At 59.4% G+C, this 22994-nt stretch carries 19 protein-coding genes; 10 read left to right on the top strand and 9 right to left on the bottom strand.

Annotated elements, in window-relative coordinates; translation table 11 throughout:
- Positions 1-79 precede the first annotated feature (79 nt).
- The 5 genes from rpsU (at position 80) to ACIQ1A_RS07795 (ending at position 6222) form a co-directional block, all read left to right on the top strand.
- A complete protein-coding gene (gene rpsU, locus ACIQ1A_RS07815; protein ID WP_297800327.1) occupies positions 80-295 on the top strand; it encodes a 30S ribosomal protein S21 in 216 nt (71 codons plus the stop codon).
- A 94-nt stretch (positions 296-389) separates the two neighbouring features.
- Positions 390-836: a GatB/YqeY domain-containing protein gene (locus tag ACIQ1A_RS07810; RefSeq protein WP_395770503.1), complete on the top strand. Its 447-nt coding sequence runs from the start codon at positions 390-392 to the stop codon at positions 834-836.
- A 37-nt stretch (positions 837-873) separates the two neighbouring features.
- Positions 874-2574 (top strand): DNA primase, encoded by a 1701-nt coding sequence (dnaG, locus tag ACIQ1A_RS07805; RefSeq protein ID WP_395770502.1) that lies wholly within the window; start codon positions 874-876, stop codon positions 2572-2574.
- A 47-nt stretch (positions 2575-2621) separates the two neighbouring features.
- A complete protein-coding gene (locus ACIQ1A_RS07800; RefSeq protein ID WP_395770501.1) occupies positions 2622-4556 on the top strand; it encodes a S9 family peptidase in 1935 nt (644 codons plus the stop codon).
- Between the two features lie 64 nt (positions 4557-4620).
- Positions 4621-6222, top strand: a complete 1602-nt coding sequence (locus tag ACIQ1A_RS07795) for a GMC family oxidoreductase (protein WP_395770500.1) — start codon at positions 4621-4623, stop codon at positions 6220-6222.
- Positions 6223-6252: 30 nt separating this feature from the next.
- Here ACIQ1A_RS07795 and cyoE read toward each other — a convergent pair whose 3' ends face one another.
- The 4 genes from cyoE to ACIQ1A_RS07775 are packed head-to-tail and all read right to left on the bottom strand — an operon-like array spanning position 6253 to position 9550.
- Positions 6253-7134 (bottom strand): heme o synthase, encoded by an 882-nt coding sequence (gene cyoE, locus ACIQ1A_RS07790; protein ID WP_395770499.1) that lies wholly within the window; start codon positions 7132-7134, stop codon positions 6253-6255.
- A complete protein-coding gene (locus tag ACIQ1A_RS07785) occupies positions 7131-8291 on the bottom strand; it encodes a heme A synthase (RefSeq protein ID WP_395770498.1) in 1161 nt (386 codons plus the stop codon). The genes cyoE and ACIQ1A_RS07785 overlap by 4 nt, the downstream gene beginning before the upstream one ends.
- Positions 8292-8295: 4 nt before the next feature.
- A complete protein-coding gene (locus ACIQ1A_RS07780) occupies positions 8296-8856 on the bottom strand; it encodes a hypothetical protein (protein ID WP_395770497.1) in 561 nt (186 codons plus the stop codon).
- Positions 8843-9550: an SURF1 family protein gene (locus tag ACIQ1A_RS07775; protein ID WP_395770496.1), complete on the bottom strand. Its 708-nt coding sequence runs from the start codon at positions 9548-9550 to the stop codon at positions 8843-8845. The genes ACIQ1A_RS07780 and ACIQ1A_RS07775 overlap by 14 nt, the downstream gene beginning before the upstream one ends.
- Positions 9551-9607: 57 nt before the next feature.
- Between ACIQ1A_RS07775 and ACIQ1A_RS07770 the strand changes: the two genes are divergently transcribed.
- Complete coding sequence (locus tag ACIQ1A_RS07770) at positions 9608-9814, top strand: twin transmembrane helix small protein (protein ID WP_395770495.1); 207 nt, start codon at positions 9608-9610, stop codon at positions 9812-9814.
- 48 nt (positions 9815-9862) lie between these two features.
- Here the strand turns inward: ACIQ1A_RS07770 and ACIQ1A_RS07765 are convergent, their stop codons facing one another.
- The 4 genes from ACIQ1A_RS07765 to coxB are packed head-to-tail and all read right to left on the bottom strand — an operon-like array spanning position 9863 to position 13950.
- On the bottom strand, positions 9863-10741 hold the full coding sequence (locus tag ACIQ1A_RS07765) for a cytochrome c oxidase subunit 3 (protein WP_395770494.1): 879 nt from the start codon (positions 10739-10741) through the stop codon (positions 9863-9865).
- 19 nt (positions 10742-10760) lie between these two features.
- On the bottom strand, positions 10761-11339 hold the full coding sequence (locus tag ACIQ1A_RS07760) for a cytochrome c oxidase assembly protein (RefSeq protein ID WP_395770493.1): 579 nt from the start codon (positions 11337-11339) through the stop codon (positions 10761-10763).
- 19 nt (positions 11340-11358) lie between these two features.
- Complete coding sequence (gene ctaD, locus ACIQ1A_RS07755) at positions 11359-12957, bottom strand: cytochrome c oxidase subunit I (RefSeq protein ID WP_395770492.1); 1599 nt, start codon at positions 12955-12957, stop codon at positions 11359-11361.
- Between the two features lie 33 nt (positions 12958-12990).
- Entirely contained in the window at positions 12991-13950 is a 960-nt protein-coding gene (gene coxB / locus ACIQ1A_RS07750; protein ID WP_395770491.1) for a cytochrome c oxidase subunit II, read from the bottom strand.
- A 121-nt stretch (positions 13951-14071) separates the two neighbouring features.
- Here coxB and putA point away from each other — a divergent pair, with 121 nt between their 5' ends.
- The 4 genes from putA to ACIQ1A_RS07730 all read left to right on the top strand — a co-directional run bounded on the left by putA (position 14072) and on the right by ACIQ1A_RS07730 (position 22084).
- Complete coding sequence (putA, locus tag ACIQ1A_RS07745) at positions 14072-17239, top strand: bifunctional proline dehydrogenase/L-glutamate gamma-semialdehyde dehydrogenase PutA (RefSeq protein ID WP_395770516.1); 3168 nt, start codon at positions 14072-14074, stop codon at positions 17237-17239.
- 47 nt (positions 17240-17286) lie between these two features.
- The gene (locus ACIQ1A_RS07740; RefSeq protein WP_395770490.1) at positions 17287-17487 is read left to right on the top strand and encodes a hypothetical protein; all 201 of its coding nucleotides are present in this window, start codon (positions 17287-17289) and stop codon (positions 17485-17487) included.
- A gap of 331 nt (positions 17488-17818) precedes the next feature.
- The gene (locus ACIQ1A_RS07735; protein WP_395770489.1) at positions 17819-19690 is read left to right on the top strand and encodes an alpha-amylase family protein; all 1872 of its coding nucleotides are present in this window, start codon (positions 17819-17821) and stop codon (positions 19688-19690) included.
- A 9-nt stretch (positions 19691-19699) separates the two neighbouring features.
- Entirely contained in the window at positions 19700-22084 is a 2385-nt protein-coding gene (locus tag ACIQ1A_RS07730) for a TIM-barrel domain-containing protein (RefSeq protein ID WP_395770488.1), read from the top strand.
- A gap of 80 nt (positions 22085-22164) precedes the next feature.
- Here the strand turns inward: ACIQ1A_RS07730 and ACIQ1A_RS07725 are convergent, their stop codons facing one another.
- Complete coding sequence (locus ACIQ1A_RS07725; RefSeq protein ID WP_395770487.1) at positions 22165-22932, bottom strand: hypothetical protein; 768 nt, start codon at positions 22930-22932, stop codon at positions 22165-22167.
- Positions 22933-22994: the final 62 nt, after the last annotated feature.

Raw genomic sequence — 22994 nt, 5'->3', positions numbered from 1 at the left:
AAAGCGGCAATCCTTGTATGATAACCGGCTCTCTGGCAGGAAAACATGTCCGCCGGGAAATCCCCTTTTTGGAGTTACCATGCCTTCTGTAAAAGTCCGCGAAAACGAACCGTTTGAATTTGCCTTGCGCCGTTTCAAGCGCACCTGCGAAAAAGCCGGTGTCTTGGCCGATACCCGCAAGAAAGAGTTCTACGAAAAGCCGACGCAGGAACGCAAGCGCAAAGCCGCCGCCGCCGTGAAGCGTCAGGCCCGCCGCAGCTCGCGCGACATCACCAAGCGTCAGCGTTTGTATTGATTCCCCGCTGAGCCGCCCGGCTCGCGCCCCAAAGCCGGTTACGCAACGCGTATCCGGCTTTTTGTGTTTATGCCCACCGATTACGGAGCCCGCCATGACCTTGAAAGCACAACTGACCGAAGACATGAAAACCGCCATGAAGGCCGGTGAAAAAGACCGTCTCGGCGTCATCCGGCTGATCAATGCCGCCATCAAGCAGAAAGAAGTCGATGAGCGCATCGAAATGACCGATGAGCTGGTTCTGGCCGTGCTCGAGAAAATGCTGAAACAACGCAAAGACTCCATCAGCCAGTACGAGGCCGCCGGCCGTACCGATCTGGCCGACATCGAAAAATTCGAATCCGGCATCATCCAGGCCTACCTGCCGCAACCGCTGAGCCAGGCCGAGGTCGAGGCGCTGGTCGCCAAGGCCATTGCCGACACCGGCGCCGATGGCCCGCAAGCCATGGGCAAGGTCATTGCCGCCCTGAAGCCGCAACTGGCCGGCCGTGCCGACATGGGCGCGGTGTCCGGAATGGTCAAGGCCGCACTGTCAAAATAAGCGCACGGTTTCCGGCGAATAATGGCATCCTAATCTGATGGCGAAGCTCCCGGAATCCTTCATCGACAACCTGCTGTCGCGCATCGATCTGGTCGAAATCATCGGTACGCGCGTGCCGCTGAAAAAACAGGGCAAGGATTACTCGGCACGCTGTCCCTTCCACGACGAGCGCTCGCCCTCGTTCACGGTTTCACCGAGCAAGCAGTTCTATTACTGTTTCGGCTGCGGCGCCAAAGGCACCGCCATCAGCTTCCTGATGAACTACGACCGCTTGACCTTCATGGATGCGGTCGAGGATCTGGCCAAGCGCGCCGGCATCGAGATTCCGAAAGACGCACGTCCGGCCGATACCGACGGCAGCCGCGACATGTATGCGGCCTTGGAAGCCAGCAGCCAATTCTTCCAGAAACAGTTGGCGGCCTCGGACAAGGCCAAAACCTATCTCGAGCGACGCGGCGTGGATGCCAAAAGCATCACCGCTTTCGGCATCGGCTATGCGCCCGAGGGCTTCAACGGCCTGATCGATGCGCTCGGCAGCGACGAGCGCCGACGCGGCCTTTTGGAAAAAACGGGCATGCTGTCGAAATCCGACAACGGCCGGCTGTACGACAAATTCCGCGCGCGCATCATGTTTCCGATCGCCGACCGGCGCGGCCGGGTCATCGCTTTCGGCGGCCGCGTGCTGGAAAAGGACGACGGTCCGAAATACCTGAACTCGCCGGAAACCCCCTTGTTCCACAAAGGCCGCGAACTCTACGGCCTATGGCAGGTCAAACAGGCGCACAACAAAATCCCGCGCCTGATCGTGGTCGAAGGTTATATGGATGTGGTCAGCCTGTTCCAGCACGGTATCACCCAGGCGGTGGCCACGCTCGGCACCGCCACCACACCCGATCATGCCGAACTGCTGTTCCGCAACAGCGCCGATGTGGTGTTCTGCTTCGACGGCGACAAAGCCGGACGCGCGGCCGCCTGGAAAGCGGTGGAATCGATCATTCCGCGCATGCGTGACGGCCGTCAGGCCTTCTTCCTGTTCCTGCCGGAAGGCGAGGATCCGGACACCATCGTCAAAACCGAAGGCGCTGACGGCTTCGAGCAGCGGGTGAATGGCGCGATGACGCTGTCGGATTATTTCTTCGAGGAGCTGTCCAAGGATGTCCGCCTGAACACGCTGGAGGGCAAAGCGCGTCTGGCCGAAAAGGTCAAACCGTATCTGCAGAAAATACCGGATGGTGCGTTCCGCGACCTGATGACCGAGCGCCTGCAGTCGGTGACCGGTGTCCTCGGTGCTGCGGTAACGGAAGCCCCGAAGACGGTACCGGTCGGCGGTATTTCTCCCAAACGCAGCCTGGTTAGGGCGGTCATCACCCTGCTCCTTCAGCAACCCGTTCTGGGTCGTGAGGTCGAACCGCCGTTTGCCTTCGCCGATCTTGAAGTGCCCGGAATCGGACTGATGGTGGCCTTGCTGGAAACCATCCATGCCCGGCCCGACATCAGCACCGCCCTGCTGCTGGAAACCTACGAAGCGCATGCCGACTATCCTGCCCTGCAGAAGCTGGCCTTGACCGACTTGCCCGGCGATGAAGCCATCTGGCGCCAGGAGTTTCTGGATGCGATTGCGCAGCTGAACCGGCAAGCCCGCCAGCAGCGTTTGTCGGTGCTTCGCCAGCGCATGGCGCAGAGCGGGCTGAGCATGCAGGAAACCGAAGAATTGCGGGATCTGTTGAAGCCGAATTGACAGGGATTGCGGTATGCTTGGGCTTCCGAACGACCTCAGGAACCTCCATGCGAACCACCCTGTACTCCCTGACCCTTCTGGCTGCCTTTGTACCCGGCACCCATGCCGCCGAACGTGTTGATGTCGGCAATCGCATCAGCGAAAACCTGCCGGAAATTCCGGCCGAGTTGATCGACAGCCTGAACCAGTACCAGAACACCCGCGGTGCCGGCTTTGCCGGCTGGACAACCGACGGCTGCCTGCTGATCAGCACCCGATTTGCCGAAACCGGCCAAGCGCACCGGGTTTGCCAACCCATGGGCATGCGTGAACAGCTGACCTTCTACAAGGAGCCGGTTGGCGGCATCACCCCTTCACCGGCGAAAGCCTGGCGATCCGGCTTTGTGTTTTCCAAAGACAAAGGCGGCGATGAATTCAGCCAGCTGTACTGGTTTGATTACGCCTCGCGAACCACAACCTTGCTGACCGATGGCAAACGCAGCCAGAACGGTGGCACGGTATTGAATGAAGACGGCAGCATGATGGCGTTTGCCAGTACGGCACGGAATGGCAAAGACCGGGATATCTGGTTGCGCGATACCAAGACCGGACAGAGCCGCCCCCTGTTAACCGCGGGTGGCAGCTGGAGTGCGCAGGATTTCTCGCCTGATGGCAAAACCCTGCTGGTCAGCCAATACCGGTCGATTACCGACTCGCAACCGGGCGAAGTCGATATCGCCACCGGCAAACTGACCCTGTTCCCGATTGATGGCGGTACCGCCGCTTTCGGCGGTTTCGAATATGCCCGCAACGGCAAGGGCATTTATTTCGTGTCGGATGAAAAATCCGAGTTCATGCAATTGCGCCATCACGATCCGGCCACCGGCAAAAGCCACATCATCAGCAAAGGCATTGCCTGGGATGTCGGCGCTTTCGCACAAAGCCCGGACGGCTCGCGCCTTGGTTTCATCAGCAATGAAGACGGCATCTCCACCCTGCGCGTGTTCGACACCGCCACCTGGAAAGCGGTTTCGCTGCCGGCACTGCCGATCGGCGTGACCGGAGGCCTGCAATTCTCCCCCGATGGCAAACGCATCGCACTCAGCATCAACACCGCCACATCACCGAGTGACGTTTATGTCATCGATCTGGCAAAAACCGAACTCACCCGTTGGACCCAGAGTGAAGTGGGCGGTTTGGATACCGCCAGCTTCCAGGCGCCGAGTCTGGTCCGTTTCAAAAGTTTTGACGGTCGCAGCATCCCGGCGTTTTACTACCAGCCAGCCGGCCTGAAGCCCGGCGAAAAAGTACCGGTGCTGATCAATATCCACGGCGGCCCGGAAGCACAGGCGTTCCCGACCTTCAGCCCGCAAATTCAATACCTGCTGAAAACGCTGCGCGTAGCGGTGCTGGTGCCGAACGTGCGCGGCTCATCGGGTTATGGCAAAACCTATGTACAGCTCGACAACGGCTTCAAGCGCAAGGACTCCGTGAAGGATATCGGCGCGCTGCTTGACTGGATCGGCAAACAGCCGGAACTCGACAGCGGCCGCGTCGGCGTTTATGGCGGCAGCTATGGCGGTTATATGGTGCTGGCCAGCATGGTCGATTACAACGACCGTATCCGGGCCGGCATCGATGTGGTCGGCATTTCGCATTTCAGTACCTTCCTGACCAACACCGAAAGCTACCGACGCGACCTGCGCCGTGCGGAGTACGGCGATGAACGCGAACCGAAGATGCGCGCTTTCCATGAAAAAATCGCACCACTGAACAATGCCAAAGCCATCAACAAACCGCTGTTCGTGGCTCAGGGCTTCAATGATCCGCGCGTTCCTTATACCGAGGCCGAGCAGATCGTGAAAGCCGTGCGCAACAACGGAGGCGATGTCTGGTATCTGATGTTCAAGGACGAAGGCCACGGTTTTGCCAAAAAACCGAACAGCGATTATTTCGGCGCCGCGCAGATCCTGTTCTGGCAGAAATACCTGCTCGGCAAATAAATGGCGTTATTGAAAAGATTTACGCTACCGCTGCCCGTCGTCAATACACAGACAGGAACTTAGCATGGACAACACTTACGATTACATCATTGTCGGCGGCGGATCGGCCGGTTGCGTGCTCGCCGGCCGTCTCAGCGAAGACCGGAACGTATCGGTTTGTCTTTTGGAAGCCGGCGGCAGTGACACGAGCCCGCTGGTGCATTGCCCAGCCGGGCTGGTGTCGATGGTGGCTACGCGCATCAACAATTGGGCATTCAAGCCCGTCCCGCAGTCGGGACTGAATGGACGGACAGGCTATCAGCCACGTGGCAAGGTTCTTGGTGGCTCAAGCTCAATCAATGCCATGCTTTATGTGCGCGGCCACCGATGGGATTACGATCATTGGTCGGAACTCGGCAATGCAGGATGGTCCTATGACGATGTCCTGCCGTATTTCCGTAAAGCCGAGAACAACGAAACCTACTGTGATCGTTTCCACGGCCAAGGCGGCCCGCTCAATGTTGCTGAAGTCATGCAGCCGAGCCCGATGAATGCACTGTTCTTGAGGTCAGCCCAGGAAGAAGGCCTGCCGATCATCGGTGATTACAACACCCCCGAGCCGTATGGTGCTTTCATGTACCAGGTTACCCAGAAAGGCGGAGAGCGTTGCAGTGCGGCCAAGGCGTACCTTACGCCCAATCTGAATCGGCCGAATCTGCATGTACTGACCAACGCGCTGACCCACAAAGTGCTTCTTGAGGGCCGCAGAGCGACGGGAGTCAGTACCCGCGTTAACGGCCAAGACGTCATGCTTAAGGCCAGACAGGAGGTCGTGCTTTGTGCGGGCGCATTCGGGTCGCCACAAATTCTTCAGCTGTCGGGCATCGGCTCCGGCAAACAGCTTCAACCTCTGGGCATCGATACGGTTCATGATTTACCGGGCGTCGGGGAGAATCTTCAGGATCATATCGATTATGTCTACACCTACCGTACCGGAAGCGATACCGGCACCTTCGGCTTTTCCGTGCCCGGCGCCTATCGCATACTGAAAGGCATGCAGCAATGGCGATCTGAGCGAAGCGGCCTGCTCACCACGCCATATGCCGAATCCGGCGCGTTCTTCCGGAGCCATCCGGATCTTGCCATACCGGATTTGCAGCTGGTGTTCGTACAGGCGATTGTGGATGATCACGGCCGCAAGCTGCGTTACGGGCATGGCTTCAGCTGCCATATCACCCTATTAAGACCGAAAAGCAAAGGCAGCGTGGCCATACGAACAGCAAATGCTCTTGATGCGCCGCGAATTGATACCGCGTTCTTTTCCGACCCGGAAGACATGCCCGCGATGATCAAGGGTGCGGCATTCCAGAGACGCATCCTCGAGGGCCGCGCATTTGATGGTGTCAGGGGCAAGCCCCTGTATCCTCTCGACCAGGCGAACACCGAAGCTGTGGAGCGCGATATCCGCAACCGCGCCGACACCCAATACCACCCTGTCGGAACCTGCAAAATGGGTCATGACCCGATGGCTGTCGTCGACATCCGCCTGCGTGTTCATGGCATTCAGAACCTGAGGGTGGTAGATGCTTCCATCATGCCGAGCATCGTGGGTGGCAACACCAATGCCCCGACCATCATGATTGCGGAAAAAGCGGCGGACATGATCAATGCCGATCGCCGCGCTTGATTGCAACTGATGAACCGCGACTCCTGAAGTTCAGCCGGCGGTAAACGTCGGCGGCATGATCCAATGATCAATCAGCAGGAACGCGAACAGTGCCATCAGGTACCAGATTGAATACTTGAACACTTCCATGGCGAACAGCTCATCCGGCGGATCCAGCAGGCGAATCGCGTAATACAGAAAAACGCCGCCGAGCACGATGGCACCGCCGAGATAGAACAGACCGCTCATGCCGGTGATCCAGGGCAACAAGGTCACGATGAACAGCAGGATGGTATAGAACAGGATCTGCCAGCGCGTGTAGGTCACGCCGTAGATGACCGGCAGCATCGGTATCAGCGCGCGGGCGTAATCCTCGCGACGGAAGATGGCCAGCGCCCAGAAATGCGGCGGCGTCCAGATGAAAATGATCAGGAACAGCAACAGGGCGTGCGGATCGACCGTATTGCTGATGGCAGCCCAACCCAGCACCGGCGGTGCGGCACCGGCGGCGCCGCCGATGACGATGTTCTGCGGCGTCGCCCGCTTCAGGTAACCGGTGTACACGATGGCATAGCCGATCAACGAAGCGAACGTCAGCCAGGCGGTCAGCACATTCACCTGCCACACCAGCAGAATCATCGACAGCACACCGAGTACGATGGCGAACACCAGCACCTGCCTGGAATTCAGGCCGCCGGTCGGCAACGGCCGGTGCGCGGTACGTGCCATCAACGCATCGATGCGTTGATCAAGCAGATGGTTGATGGCTGCGGCACTGGAGGCCGCCAGCCAGATGCCGAGCGAACCGAACAGCACCGGCCGCCACGGCGGCAATCCGGGCACGGCCAGAAACATGCCGATGACCGCGGTGAATACGATCAGCGCGACCACGCGCGGCTTGGTCAGTTCGAAATAACGGGCATACGCGATCATGCCGTCGGCGCCGGTTCCGGCGTCTGCTCCGGTTCGCGCAGACGCGCAAGCACGCCGACGATGGTGAACAACAGCAAGGCGGCGCCGGCGTTGTGGGCAACCGCGACCCATAGCGGCAGCCCGAAATGCACGTTGCTGATACCGAGCGCAACCTGGGCCGTGGTCAGCACCGCGAGCACGCTGCCCCAGTACACCAGACCGGGCGTGCGGATCATCTTCACCGCCAGCGCAATCAGATAGAGTGTGACCACCACGGCCATGCCGCGATGCATCAACTGAATGGCAACGCGGGCCGGGCCATCAAGCACACCGCCTTCATAGTCGACGCCGATACCACGCCAGAGCACGAGCGCCTCGGCGAAATCATGCTCCGGCAACCACTGGCCGAGACACTTCGGAAAATCGGTTCCGCAGGCCAAGGCCGCGTAATTGGCACTGGTCCAACCACCGAGGGCAATCTGCACGACCAGCAATACTAATCCTATCCAGAGCAGACGTTTGAACAGGCGGGCATGGCCCTGAATCAGCTCGGTGTTGGGCGTGGCGCGCCAAGCCAACCAGGTCAACAGGGCGAAGGTAGTCAGGCCCCCCAGCAGATGCGCCATCACCACCACAGGCTTCAACAGCCAGGTCACCGTCCACATACCGAGCATGGCCTGCATGATGATGACCGCCAGCAATACGGCGGTATAGCCGATGAACGGTTCGCGTCCGGCACGCCAGGCGTAAGCAAACAGGCCAAGAATTCCTGCGGCGGCCAAGGCAAATGCCGGATCATGGTGCCAATACATATAAACCGGAATGGACGCCGCCACGGAGGTGGAACAGGCCACAGGCACCCAGATGCCATGGCGGCGGCGCTTGGCTTCCAATAGACACAGCGTCAATACCAGAAGGCCGAGAATGGCCGCGAGGTGGCGATGGAATTGCTCCCGCCAGGCTTTATGGATTTCCACGGCACGCTCGAACACCGCGTTGGCCGCGGCGACTTCATGGTCCTGCACCGGCCACGTAGCACGGCCGTAACAGGTCGGCCAGTCCGGACAGCTCAGCCCGGCATTGGACAGGCGCACGAAGCCGCCGAACACAATGACGCAGAGGGTGAGCAGAACGCCGGCCCAGGCGATGCGATGAAAATGCTTATAGGTATTGGTCATGGGCTTATTTTACGAGTTTTGCCAGATCTTTTCTCAAACCGCTGGGATCGAATCCGGCCGGGTAATGCAAGGCGACAAATCCATCCGGATCGATCAAATACACGGGGTATCCGGCCCGGCTCTCTTTCTCGGGCAGGGCGGCACTTAATTCCGCATTGGCTTGCATGGCGATGAAGCCTTTGAAATCAGGCCGCGTTGCCGGAACTTCGGCAAACCAGAGCATATCGATGCGTTCGGTATGGCGACCGCGGCTGAGCCAGACACGATGCAGTACATCCAGTTGTTTCTGGCACTCGAGCATACAGGGGCCGTCGGAGACGAGAACGATCCGCCATGCATTGCGCTCGGGCTGCCAGTCATAGGGACGGCCATCGGCGCGCAGGAAAGTCCTGGTGCTGAAGTCCAGTGGCGGGCTCAATAACTGACCGAAGTTTTTATGGCTCTCCGGTTGCCATCCGGCAAAACGCAATAGCGCGGCAATGCCGAATGAGCTGAAAAACATCGCCACAATCAACAACAGCACCAGGCGTGAACGCCATTGGCTTTTCTTTTCATCTGTTTGCATGGGTCTTCCTCATCATTACTCCGATACATAGCACCGCGAAAGCCGCAGCCAGTCCAAACCACTGCAGGGCATACGCCCGGTGTTTTTCCGGTGGCAGCGTATTGGCCTGCACCGCCAAGTCGCGGGCAAAACCGATGCGCTGCGCCGGATCGACACGCAGAATGCGTCCCGATAAAGGCCGATTCAAGGCCTTAGATAGCGCTTCTTGATCCAAGCGCATCAGCAACAAACTGCCATCAGCCTGTGCGGTGTAGGCCGGCCCAATGGCCAAGCCCGGTGATGGCGGCGGCAATAGCAATCCTTCAAGTAGCATACTGCCGCTGAGTGTGGCCGGTTTCGGCAACTGACGGTCGCCTTGAACCGGTAACCAGCCAAGGTCAACCAAAAGGGTGCGGCCATCATCGGCATCCGCAGCCTGAAAAACCGAAACGCCGACTTGATTTCCACGCCGCTGGTTATCCAGCAGAAGCAAGGGCGCTTCACGGAAAACCGCATGCCCCCGGACCCAGGTAAAGCCCGACAACTGCGTCAGCGCGTCAGCCAAAGGCTGTGCCTGTTTTTCCTGCAGCACGGCAGCGGCCGCCTGCAAAGCCTGCTGTTTTTCCTCACCCCGCGCCAATTGCCAGAAGCCAAGCCGCAAAAGCAACAGCTCGACCAGCATGGCCGCAAGCAGCAAGATAATCCGTAACTTCACCCGAACACTCCGGTTTTCGCCGATAATGGCCAGAATACGCGAGCACCGGTGAACGCCATGGAAAAACTGCTGATCATCGCCTTTATCCTCCTGATACTCTGGAACCTGGGTGCGGGCCTGTATTACATGATGGTGGATAAGGGCAAAACCGACCGTACCGTGAAATCACTGAGCTGGCGCATCGGCCTGTCGGTGCTGCTGATACTTTTGGTCATTGCCGGTATTCTCACCGGCGTCATCAAACCGCACGGGATTCATGGCTGATCTTCCATTTCCCGTTAAAGAAAGGCCGGCTTGCGCCGGCCTTTTGCATTACAGCACGTAGACGAACAGGAACAGCAGCAGCCAGACCACGTCGACGAAGTGCCAGTACCAGGCCACGGCCTCGAAAGCGAAGTGGTGATCCTTGCTGAAGTGCCCTTTGGCGCAACGTAGCCACATCACGGCCAACATGATGGTGCCGAGCATCACGTGCATGCCGTGGAAGCCGGTCAGCATGAAGAAGGTGGATCCGTAGATGCCCGAACCGAGGGTCAGGTTCAGTTCTTGATAGGCATGGATGTATTCTTCGGCCTGCAAGCCAAGGAAGATCACGCCCAGAAGCACGGTAGCGCCGAGCCACCAGAGTAATCCGGTACGGGCATTGGCTTTAAGCGCATGGTGCGCCATGGTGATGGTGACGCCGGAAGTCAGCAGGATCAGGGTGTTGATCAGCGGCAGACCCCAGGCCGGAATGGTTTCGAAGACACCGCCGATTTCAGCCGGGCCATTGCTCGGCCAACCGGCTACGAAACCCTGCCACAGATAGGTGTTGGTCAATGCGCCGTCACCCTCGCCCGACAGCCACGGCAGTATGAACATGCGCGCATAGAACAGAGCCCCGAAGAAGGCAGCAAAGAACATCACTTCCGAGAAAATGAACCACATCATGCCCATGCGGAAAGACGTATCAACCCGGGCGTTGTAGCGGCCCTGCAGCGATTCGGAAATGACATCGCCGAACCACCAGCCCAGCACCAACAACACTGCCAGCAAGCCGGCAAAAAACACTGGTTCGCCCCAGGTGCTGCCGTTGAACCAGTTGGCCACGCCGATCATCATGATAAACAGCGCGATTGAGCCGAGGAACGGCCAGCGGCTGTGGTGCGGAATGAAGTAGGCGTCGGCGTCGTGTGAGTGGGTGTTGGCCATAAAAATCCCCGGTACTGAGTTAAGGCGCCGCCAGAGCGGTGCCGGTTGCCGTTCCCGCATTCAATTTCGCGGTGGCGGCATCATTGATGAAAAAAGTATAGGACAGCGTCAGCGTGGTGATCTCTTTCGGGAGATCGGGGCTGACGATGAAACGCACCGGCATGTCGCGGCTTTCGCCGGCAGCCAGCGCCTGTTCGGTAAAGCAGAAACATTCGGTCTTGTTGAAAAATCCGGAAAACTGATTCGGTGCAACCGACGGTGCGGCGTTGCCGACCGTGGCAAACGCTGCGGTGCTGCGGGCGGTGTAGGACGTTGAATACAGCTTGCCCGGAACGACCGTCATGCTGGTCTGCACCGGCGAGAACGCCCACGGCAGCTTCGAATTGACGGTGCCGTCGAAATAGACCTGCACCGTACGCGTTTCGTCGATGGCTGTGCCGGCAAGTTTTGGTTCGCTGCTTGCACTGTTATCGAGCTTGATGCCGAAAATCTTCTCGCAGGCGATGTTGTAGAGGGGAACCATGGCAAACGCGAAGCCGAACGAAGCCGCCGCAAGAATGATCATCTTGCGGGTGCTGTGCTGGGTCTGCGTATTCATGGTCGGATTCCCTTCAGTCTCAGTGGCTGACGTCGCCGTGGGCCAAATCGCCTTCCTTGATCACCGGCGGCTTTTCAAAGGTGTGATGCGGTGCCGGCGACGGTACGGTCCATTCCAGACCGCGTGCAGACGGCCAGGATCGGGCTTCAGCCTTCACGCCACCACGCACGGCCTGCCAGACGATGTAGACGAACAGCAGCTGGGCCAGACCGAAGCCGAAGCCTCCGATCGAGGACCACATGTTGAAATCGGCGAAGGCCGGGTTGTAATCCGGAACGCGGCGCTGCATGCCGGCCAGTCCCAGGAAGTGCTGCGGGAAGAACAGTAGATTGACAAAAAAGGTCGACAGCCAGAAGTGCCATTTGCCGAGGGTTTCGTTGTACATGTAGCCGGTCCACTTCGGCAGCCAGTAGTAGGCAGCGGCCATGATGGAAAAGATGGATCCGGTGACCAGCACGTAATGGAAGTGCGCGACCACAAAGTAGGTGTCATGGTACTGGAAGTCGGCCGGAACGATGGCCAGCATCAGGCCGGAAAAACCGCCGATGGTGAACATCACCACGAAACCGAGCGCGAACAGCATCGGAGTTTCGAAGCTGATCGAACCGCGCCACAAGGTGGTGACCCAGTTGAATACCTTCACCCCGGTCGGGATGGCGATGAGCATGGTGGCGTACATGAAGTACAACTCGCCACCCAAGGGCATGCCGACGGTGAACATGTGGTGGGCCCACACGATGAAGGACAGGAAGGCGATCGACGCGGTGGCGTACACCATCGCCTGATAGCCGAACAGCGGCTTGCGGGCGAAGGTCGGGATGATTTCCGACACGATGCCGAAGGCCGGCAGGATCATGATGTAGACCTCGGGGTGACCGAAGAACCAGAAGATGTGCTGGTACATCACCGGATCACCGCCGCCGGCGGCATTGAAGAAGCTGGTGCCGAAGAACTTATCGGTCAGCAGCATGGTGACCGAGCCGGCCAACACCGGCATCACGGCGATCAGCAGGAAGGCGGTAATCAGCCAGGTCCAGACGAAGATCGGCATTTTCAGCAGATCCATGCCCGGCGCGCGCATGTTGAGCACAGTGGCGATGATGTTGATGGCGCCCATGATCGAGCTGACGCCCATCAGGTGGATGGCGAAAATGGTAAACGCGGTGCTGGTGCCGCCCTGCAGCGACAGCGGCGGGTAGAGGGTCCAACCACCGGCAGGACCGCCCGAGCCGATGCCGAACAGCACCTGCAGGATCAGCGGCATCAGCAGCAGGGTGAATGCGAACGGCATGATCCAGAACGACCAGTTGTTCATGCGCGGCAGCGCCATGTCGGGCGCACCGATCATCAGCGGAATCATCCAGTTGGCCAGACCGACGAAGGCCGGCATGACCGCGCCGAAAATCATCACCAAGGCATGCGTGGTGGTCATCTGGTTGAAGAATTCCGGACTGACCAACTGCAGACCCGGCTGGAACAGCTCGGCGCGGATGACCATGGCCATGGCACCGCCGATGAAGAACATCACCAGGGCGAACACGAGGTACAGGGTACCGATGTCCTTGTGGTTGGTGGAATAGAACCACCGCTCGATGAAACCTTGTTTATGGTCGGCCATGATTGCCTCTGTTTTCTTGAATTCGGAAATGCGTTATGCGGCGGGAGCCGCGGCGGTTTCGGCGGTGGCGACAGGCGCGGCCTTAGCAGCCGGAGCCGGCGCAGCTTCTGCAGCGGGCGCGACCTCGGCGGCAGGGGCCGGTGCTTCAACAGCCGGAGCCGGCTTCTGAGCAGCCAACCAGGCGGCGTATTCGGCCTTCGGCAGCACGGTCACCACGATCGGCATGAAGCCGTGATCTTTTCCGCACAGTTCGGCGCAGACACCACGGTAGGTTCCCGGGGTTGCGACCTTGGTCCAGGCATCGTTGATGATGCCGGGAATGGCGTCCTGCTTCCAACCCAGCGCCGGGACCCACCAGCTGTGGATGACGTCGTCGGCGGTGATCACGAAACGGATGCGGGTATCGGCAGGAATGACCAGCGGCCGGTCGACATCACGCAGATAGCTGCCATGCGCGGCGATTTCAGCCTGGCTGGTGGCTTTGTTCTGGCGCAGACCATCGGAGGTGCGGTCGAGGCGGGACATGAAATCGACGCCTTCGCCGACGTACTCATAACGCCACATCCACTGGTAACCGGTGACTTTGATCACCATTTCATCTTTTTCGGCACCATGGTCGGCGCCGTATTGGGCCATGACCTTCTGGGTGGCCGGATAGGCCGAGACCACCAGTATCAGAATCGGGATGATGGTCCAGATCAGCTCGAGCTTGGTGCTGTGGGTCAGCGTGGTATCCGGCACAGCGCCTTTCGAGTGACGAAATTTAATCATGGCGTAAGCCATGGCACCGAACACGATAATCCCGATGACCACACAGATCCAAAGCATCATCATGTGCGCATCATAGGCATTGGCCGCAGTGCTGGTGACACCCGGGGTCATGTTCAGCTGCCAGCGTGTCGGCTCGGTCGGCTCGACCTGGGCGAACGCCAGTCCGGTCATCAACACGCCCATCAGCACGGCAGCGCCCTGTTTAATACGGGGAAATTTCATGATGCAGCCTCAGTTTTTCTCAACGGACAATTTTACCGCCTTCCCCGTGACTTGGGCAAGCCTTCCCTTCCGCGGCCTTCACACGCTCAGGGGGTTACGCTTTTGGCAAAAGCCCCCTAAAATTGGACCTCCCTGCTCGCCGGACCCCGCTGTGAATCCCATCATCAGCCCTGAACTGCCATCACATCGCCCGGAATTGATGCAGCGCATCACCGCCGCCTATCTGCGTGACGAAGGCGAACACATCGCCGAGTTATTGGCAGTAGCCCCGGCCTCCGGCCCGGCGGTACAGGCCGAAGCAGTCACCTTGGTCGAACGTACCCGCCTGCGTGCGGCCGATCCGGCCATGGTCGAGGCCTTCATGCGCGAATACGACCTCAGCTCCGAAGAGGGCGTGCTGCTGATGTGCGTCGCTGAAGCCCTATTGCGCATCCCCGACCAGGGCACCGCCGACAAGCTGATCCGCGACAAGCTCGGCGATGCCGACTGGGACGCCCACGTCGGCCAGTCCACCTCCCTGCTAGTCAATGCCTCGACCTGGGGTCTCATGCTGACCGGCCGCTTGGTCAACCTTGCCGGCGAAACCCAGCGTAACGCCGTGGGTTCATTCAAGCGCCTGATCGGCCGCATGGGCAAGCCCGCCATCCGCCTGGCCGTGCGCCAAGCCATGCGCATCATGGGCCATCAGTTCGTCATGGGCCGCAGCATCGACGAGGCTCTGCAGCGTTCGCGCTCTGGCGACAATGCCGCCTACCGTTACAGCTTCGACATGTTGGGCGAGGGCGCGCTGACCCGCAAGGACGCCGCCCGCTATCTGCAGGCCTACCGCGATGCCATCCGTGCCATCGGCGCCGGCGGCCCCTACCCGGAGGTGTTCTCGGCGCCGTCCATTTCGGTCAAACTGTCGGCCCTGCATCCGCGTTATGAATTCAACAAGCGCGCACGGGTAATGGCCGAGCTGGCCCCGGCCGTGCTGGAACTGGCCCAGCTGGCCAAGTCACAGGGCATCGGCTTCACTATCGATGCCGAAGAATCCGAGCGTCTGGAGCTGTCGCTGGACGTCATCGTCGGGGTCTTCTCCGACCCGTCATTGGACGGATGGGAAGGCTATGGACTGGCCGTACAGGCCTACCAGAAGCGTGCGCCCTTCGTCATCGACTATCTGGTCGATGCCGCCCGCCGCACCGGCCGGCGCATGCCGATGCGTCTGGTGAAAGGCGCTTACTGGGATTCTGAAATCAAGAAGTCCCAGGTTGACGGCTTGGCCGGCTATCCGGTGTTCACCCGCAAAGCCAATACCGATGTCAGTTATCTGGCCTGCGCGCGTCGCATGTTTGCCGCGCACGATGCCCTGTACCCGATGTTCGCCACCCACAACGCGCAGACCATCGCCGCCATCCACGCCATGGCCGAAGGCCGCGCCTTCGAATTCCAGCGCCTGCACGGCATGGGTGATCATCTGTATGCGGAAGTGATCGGCAAAGACCGTCTCGATGCACCCTGCCGCGTGTACGCACCGGTCGGCTCGCACGAAGATCTGCTGCCCTATCTGGTCCGCCGTCTGCTGGAAAACGGGGCCAACTCCAGCTTCGTCAACCGCATCACCGATGCCAGCCTGCCACCGGTGGAGCTGGTTGCCGACCCTATTGCCACCGTGGCCGGCTTCGCCAGCAAACCGCATCCGCACATTCCCACTCCGAACGCCATTTTCGGCGAAGAAAGGAAAAACTCCATGGGCGTCCTGCTCGCAAATGATGAAACCCTGAGCCGTTTGGCCGCCGATATCGCCGCCGCAATCAAACCTTGGCAGGCCACGCCCCTGGTCCCGGGCAGCACCTCCAGCGCGGTATTCACTGATGTCAGCAACCCGGCCGACCGCCGTCAGATCGTCGGCCGCTGGCAGGCCGCCGATAGCGCACAGGTCTCGAAAGCGCTCGACATCGCCCACGCCGCCTATCCAAACTGGGACCACACCCCGGCCACTGCACGCGCCAAAATTCTCGAACACGCTGCCAACCTGATGGAACAGCGGATGCCGGAAATCATCGCGCTGTGCATCAAGGAAGCGGGCAAGTCGGTGGCCGCCTCGGTGTCGGAAGTGCGCGAAGCGGTCGATTTCGCCCGCTACTACGCCGTGCAGGCGCGCCGGCATTTCTGTGCGCCGGAAGCCCTACCGGGTCCGACCGGAGAATCCAATGAACTGCAGCTGCACGGTCGCGGCGTGTTCGTGTGCATCAGCCCCTGGAATTTCCCGTTGGCCATTTTCCTCGGCCAAGTCGCCGCCGCGCTCGCCGCCGGCAACACCGTCATTGCCAAGCCGGCCGAACAGACCACGTTGACCGCTTATCTGGCAGTGCAAATCTTGCATGAAGCCGGTGTGCCGGCCGAAGTGCTGCAGTTCCTGCCTGGCGACGGCGCCACTGTCGGTGCGGCCCTGACCCGCGATCCGCGCGTCACCGGTGTGGTGTTTACCGGCTCGACCGAAACCGCCTGGGCCATCAACCGCTCACTGGCGGCGCGCAATGCGCCATTGGCTACGCTGATCGCCGAAACCGGCGGCCAGAACGCGCTGATTGCCGACTCCTCGGCCCTGCCGGAACAATTGGTGAACGATGCCGTGATGGCGGCCTTCGATTCGGCCGGACAACGCTGCTCGGCTGCGCGCATTCTGTTCGTGCAAAGCGACATCGCCGATCGCGTGATCGAACTGCTGGCCGGAAAAATGGATGAACTCAGCGTCGGCGATCCGGGTCTGCTCAGCACCGACGTCGGTCCGGTCATCGATGAAGACGCCAAAGCCATTCTGGTGGCGCATGCCGAGCGTATGGATAAGGAAGCCAAGTTGATCAAAGTCGTGGCGCTTTCCGACGACTGTGCACACGGCAGTTTCTTCGCGCCGCGCGCCTATGAAATCAGCGGCCTGTCGCAGCTCAGTCGTGAAATTTTCGGACCGGTTCTGCACGTGATCCGCTATGACGCCGACAAACTCGATGACATCCTGGCGCAGATCAATGCCACCGGCTACGGTCTCACCCTCGGCATCCACTCGCGCATTGATGAAACCGTCAACAAAATCGCACGCACCGTGCGCGTCGGCAACTGCTACGTCAACCGCAACCAGATTGGCGCGGTAGTCGGCGTGCAGCCGTTCGGCGGCGAAGGCCTGAGCGGCACCGGCCCGAAAGCCGGCGGTCCGCACTACCTGTTGAAGTTCGCTTCCGAGCGCACGCTGACCATCAACACCACGGCGGCCGGCGGCAACGCCAGTCTACTCACTTTGTCGGAATGACTTTTCCGACACGGTTATCTCGTGAAAAACACCTAGAGGAAATCATAATGGATACGCAAAGCAGTGAGTTTGTTGTCGGCTGGGGTACGCTTATGCTCATCAATGCGGGATTGGCGCAGAGCAAAGGCCGTAGCGGGCTCAATTGGTTTCTCCTCTCCATCTTCCTAGGCCCCGTCGCAACCTTCTTCATTGTCCTATCCGAGCCTCTTGTTTCTTCGCAATCGGACCAGGACAATGGGGGGAGCTGACTGTTTGCTCTAACGGACTGTCCGTGAGAAAACCGGTGTCCTTGCTTCTGCGTCACCAGAGCCCGCATGCAAGCATCGCGAAAAGCGGCCGCTTATGACTTCACCAATCCGGCCAAGTGCAAATAGGACCTATTGCGGTAAGCGGAGGGCGAGTCCTTATATTCACGTATTCACGCAAATTGTCTTCATGCAGACTTACCCTATCCTGATTGCCAGAGTTTCTGTTACGGCATCGGGGATACATACGTATTCACGTACCGGTTACCGCCGGAAATTGGCAGGTCCGGCTTTCTCGTTTAGCATGACCTGACCCCGACTCCAGGACCGTCCAATGCTTCTGCGCCGCACCCTCTCCTGCCTTCTTACCATACTGCTTCTGGCGGCGCCCGCCCGGGCCGCCGCACCGCCGCCGGTCGCCGATGATTCACCGCAGAACGGCAAGGTCGTCATCTATCAAGTGTTCACCCGTCTGTTCGGCAACCGGCAGACTGCCAACTTTCCCTGGGGCGCCCGTGAACAGAATGGTGTCGGGAAATTCGAAGACTTCAACGACAAGGCGATGGAAGGAATCAAACAGCTCGGCGTGACCCACATTTGGTACACCGGCGTACCGCATCATGCGTTGGTTGCCGACTACAGTGCGTATGGCATCAGCGGGGACGATCCGGACGTGATCAAAGGCCGCGCGGGCTCGCCGTATGCGGTCAAGGATTATTACAATGTCAATCCCGATCTGGCCCGCGATCCGGCCAAGCGTCTGGATGAATTCAAAGCATTGGTGGCGCGCTCGCACAAGCACGGTCTGAAAGTGATGATCGACATCGTGCCGAACCATGTGGCGCGCGCTTACCGCTCCAGCGGCGCTCCGGCCGGCGTGCGCGATTTCGGCGCCGATGACGACACCTCGGTGGAATACGCCCGCAACAACGATTTTTATTACGTGCCGGGCCAGCCCTTCCGGGTGCCGGCCTGGCCGGTGGATTATCGTGTTCTCAATGGCGAAGCCCATCCGCAGATTGACGGTAAATTTGCCGAGAACCCGGCGAAATGGACCGGTAACGGTTCGCGCGCGGCGCAGCCGAAATTCGATGACTGGTACGAAACGGTCAAAATCAATTACGGTGTAAAGCCGGACGGAAGCACGGACTTCCCGCGCCTGCCGGCCGATTTCGCCGGCAAGGATTGGCGGGCGCATTATGCCTTCTGGCAAGGCAAGGACGTACCGGCGTCCTGGAAAAAATTCCGCGACATCACCCAGTTCTGGCTGGCGCAGGGCGTGGACGGCTTCCGCTACGACATGGCGGAAATGGTGCCGGTCGAGTTCTGGAGCTATCTCAATAGCGCCATCAAACACACGAATCCTGAGGCAACCCTGCTGGCGGAAGTCTATAACCCGAAGCAATACCGTGATTACCTGCATCTGGGCAAGATGGATTACCTGTACGACAAGGTCGATTTCTACGATCATCTGAAACTGGTGATGCAGGGCAAGGCCAGCACCGACCGGCTGGTGGACATCCAGACGCAGTACGCCGACATCGAACCGCATCTGCTGCATTTCCTGGAAAACCACGACGAACAACGCATCGCCAGTGCGCCGTTTGCCGGCGATGCCCGCAAAGGTCTGCCGGCCATGGTGGTCTCGGCCACCATCGGCACTGCACCGACCATGCTGTATTTCGGCCAGGATGTGGGCGAGAAGGGCGATGGCGATGCCGGCTTCGGCAAAGCCAGTCGCACTTCGATTTTCGATTACTGGGGCGTCCCGGCCCACCAGCGTTGGATGAATAAGGGCAAGTTCGATGGCGGCGCGCTGCATGCCGATGAAAAGGCCCTGCGCGCTGATTACGTCAAATTGATGCAATTCACCCGCAATGCCCCGGCGTTGATGGGCGATTACGACGATTTGCACAAAGCCAATACGGGCAACACGGGTTACGATGGCGAGCTGTTCTCCTATGCCCGTTACAATACCAAGCAAAAGTTGGTCATCGTCAGTAATTTCAGCGCAAGCAAGAGCAAGCGTTTCACCCTGCGTCTGCCGCCGACACTGATCGCCGAATGGCGGCTGCGTGACGGCGACTACCGCCTGAAAGACCGTCTGGGCGATGGCAACAGCCGTCTGCAGATCGCCAACATGATGGGGTTCCTCCCGCTGGAGCTGGCCCCGCTGCAATCCGTGATTCTTGAACTGCCGAATTAAGGGCCCACCATGACCGCATTCCGATTCCACCTGGGCTTCGCGCTCGTCTTTGCCATCAGCCTGCCGGCTGCTGCGCTGGAACAAACGGTCCAGCGCGTTTCCCGCAGCGATAACAGCCTGACGCTGAGCACGGACAAAGGCACGGTGCGCGTACGCTTTCTGAATCCGGAATCGGTTGAAGTGTTCTACCAGCCCACCGGCCTGGCACAACTTGATTCCTTCGCCCTCATCGGTGGCGGCTTTACCGGCACGACGGAACTGAAAGAGCGCGCAGGGAGCCTCGATTTCGGAACAACCGAGTTGAAGGTCCGCATCGACAAAGCGCCATTGCGTATCCGCTTCGAAAAAGACGGCAAAACCCTGTTGGCGGAAAACGGCGGCCTGGAGATGACCGGAACCTCGCGCGGATTCAACTTCGCGCTGCAGCCGCAGGAAAAACTGATGGGCACCGGCCAACGCGTGCTCGGCATGGACCGGCGCGGCCACAAGCTGCCGTTGTACAACAAAGCCAGCTATGGCTACACCACCAAGGCCGAACAGATGTACTACAGCCTGCCGGCGGTGGTTTCCAGCAACAAATACCTGCTGCTGTTCGACAACACCGCCAGCGGCGAAGTCGATCTGGGCAAAACCGATGCGAACACCTTAAGTTTTTCAGCAGTGGATGGTCGTACCGCCTATGTGGTCGTGGCCGGCGACACCTATCCCGAAATCCTGGAAAACTACACGGCTGTGACCGGACGGCAGCCGTTGCCGCCGCGCTGGGCCTTGGGAAATTTTGCCTCGCGCTTCGGCTACCGCAACGATGCTGAGGTCCGCGCTACCGCAGCCAAGTTCAAACAGACCGGATTTCCGGTTGATGCACTGATTCTCGACCTTTACTGGTTCGGCCCCGACATCAAGGGTCATATGGGCAATCTGGCTTGGGATAAAAAAGCGTTTCCCGATCCTGAAGGACTGATCGCCGATCTGAAGAAGGACGGCATCAACACCATTCTGATCACCGAACCGTTCATCCTGACCAGCTCCAAACGTTGGCAGGAAGCCGTGAATGCCGGTGCGATCACGCCCGGTCCCGATGGCCAACCGAAAACCTTCGATTTTTATTTCGGCAACACCGGCCTGGTCGACGTATTCAATCCGAAAGCCCAGGACTGGTTCTGGGGCATCTACCGCGGCCTGAAAAAACAGGGCGTAGCCGGCTGGTGGGGCGACCTGGGCGAGCCGGAAGTGCACCCAGGCGATGCCCGCCATCTGATCGGCAGCGGCGATGCCGTGCACAACGCCTACGGCCACCAGTGGGCGAAGATGGTTTACGAAAACGCCCTCAAGGATACGCCGGACGAACGCCCGTTCAACATGATGCGTTCCGGTTTCGCCGGCAGCCAACGTTACGGCATGATGCCCTGGACCGGCGATGTCTCGCGCGAGTGGGGCGGCCTGAAACCGCAGGTGGAACTGTCCCTGCAAATGAGCCTTCTGGGTCTGGCCTACATGCACTCGGATCTGGGTGGCTTCGCCGGCGGCGAGAAATTCGATGCAGAACTGTACATCCGCTGGCTGCAGTACGGGGTGTTCCAGCCGGTGTACCGGCCGCATGCGCAGGATCATATTGCGTCCGAACCGGTATTCCACGAGGCGGCAGTGCAGGATGTATTGCGTCCATATGTGAACTTGCGGTATCGGCTGTTGCCCTACAACTACACGCTGGCCTATCAAAACAGCATGACCGGCATGCCGCTGATGCGGCCGCTGTTTTTCAGCGACGAAACCGATCTGAAGCTGATCGATAACGCGCAGACTTATTTCTGGGGCGATGCGTTTCTGGTCACGCCGGTCACCGAGCCGGGCACCACGGCGGTCAATGTCAGCCTTCCCAAAGGCATCTGGTTCGATTACTGGAACGATGCCCGCATCGCCGGCGGCAGAACTATTGCAGCACCGGTGTCGCTGAATACCATTCCGGTGTTCGTCAAAGCCGGCGCGTTCATTCCAATGGCAGCCGGCGACATGCGCAATACCACGCAGTATGACAGCGGCAAGCTGCAGCTGCATTACTACGCCGACAGCTCGGTAAAGTCGGCCAGCGGTGTCATGTATGACGATGACGGAAAAAATCCGAATGCCCTGCGCGATAAACAATTCGAGCGCTTGGATTTTTCAGCCAAGCAGCGCGGCAAGTCCCTTGGTATTACCCTGCAACGCCAAGGTGACTTCGCCGGTGAGCCGAAAACCCGCCAGATTGAATTGGTGGTACACAATTGGCCGGCCACACCTGCCGAAATCCGTGTCGATGGCATTGCCCACAACGGCAGCCGATATGATGCCGCCAGCCGCACCCTGCACATTCCCCTGCGTTGGTCCACGCCTTCCCTGACACTCCAGATTCGTTGAGGCCGAGGAGGTTCCGTTTAGGGTGGACGCATGATCACGTATGCCCGACAGTGTGCCGGGCATACGTTACAAGGCTGGGGTCAGAACCCTATCACTTTATAACCCACTTCCAAACCCCAGCTTCCCGGCCTGTCGCTGCCGGCATACACCGATGGTTTGGCGAACAGAATGCCATTACCGCCCAGTTGTGGACCGAGTACGCGCCCGAAGGTGACCGCTAGGCTGGCGAACTGTTTGTCGTTTTCCCAATCGAAATTCAGGGCCGGATCGTAGGTAATCAGATTCTTCGGATTGGCCAACTTGGGCACATAATAGAAATCGATGGTGGTGGTGTTCACATCGGGGCGGTTGCCGTCGCCCCAGAGACTGTTGCTCTGCACCAAGGCCGGCGCGAAGATGTTGCCGCCCTGCAGGAATTTAGCGTAGATGAAGGTGCCCTTGAACACGTTCTGCCCGGTGCCCAGTTCGGGCCGGCCAGCGGTATCGAAGATCAGTTCGCCCTTGGCCACGAAGGCATGCTGTTTAGTTAGCCCGAACACATGGGAAATTTCCAGCGAGGCATCGCCGATATCATAGCCATCGTTGCCGAGCACATCGACATAGGTCACCGGTACGCGTACGCGCAAGGCATAGCTCTGGGCATCGTCCAGCGGCGTGGTATAGCTCAGCCGGAGTGCGCCACTGCTGAACCCGTTTTGCAGGTCGAGGTACTCGTATTTGGCCTCGGCGACGGTCTGCAGTTTCGACGGGTCAGTGCCGTTATTGACCGGTTTCGGAGCATTGGCCTCCTGGGCCAATGCTCCGGATACAGCCAGATTCAAGAGAACAAAAGCAATACTATTCCGCATGGACACACTACTCCCCTGACGATATTTGTTGACTATATTACAACGGATATGCATGCGCTCGT

The organism is Arenimonas sp. (assembly GCF_044353605.1).
Lineage (GTDB): Bacteria > Pseudomonadota > Gammaproteobacteria > Xanthomonadales > Xanthomonadaceae > Arenimonas.
The sequence above is the reverse complement of the archived record's forward strand: the minus strand, read 5'-3'. Positions and strand labels throughout refer to the sequence as shown.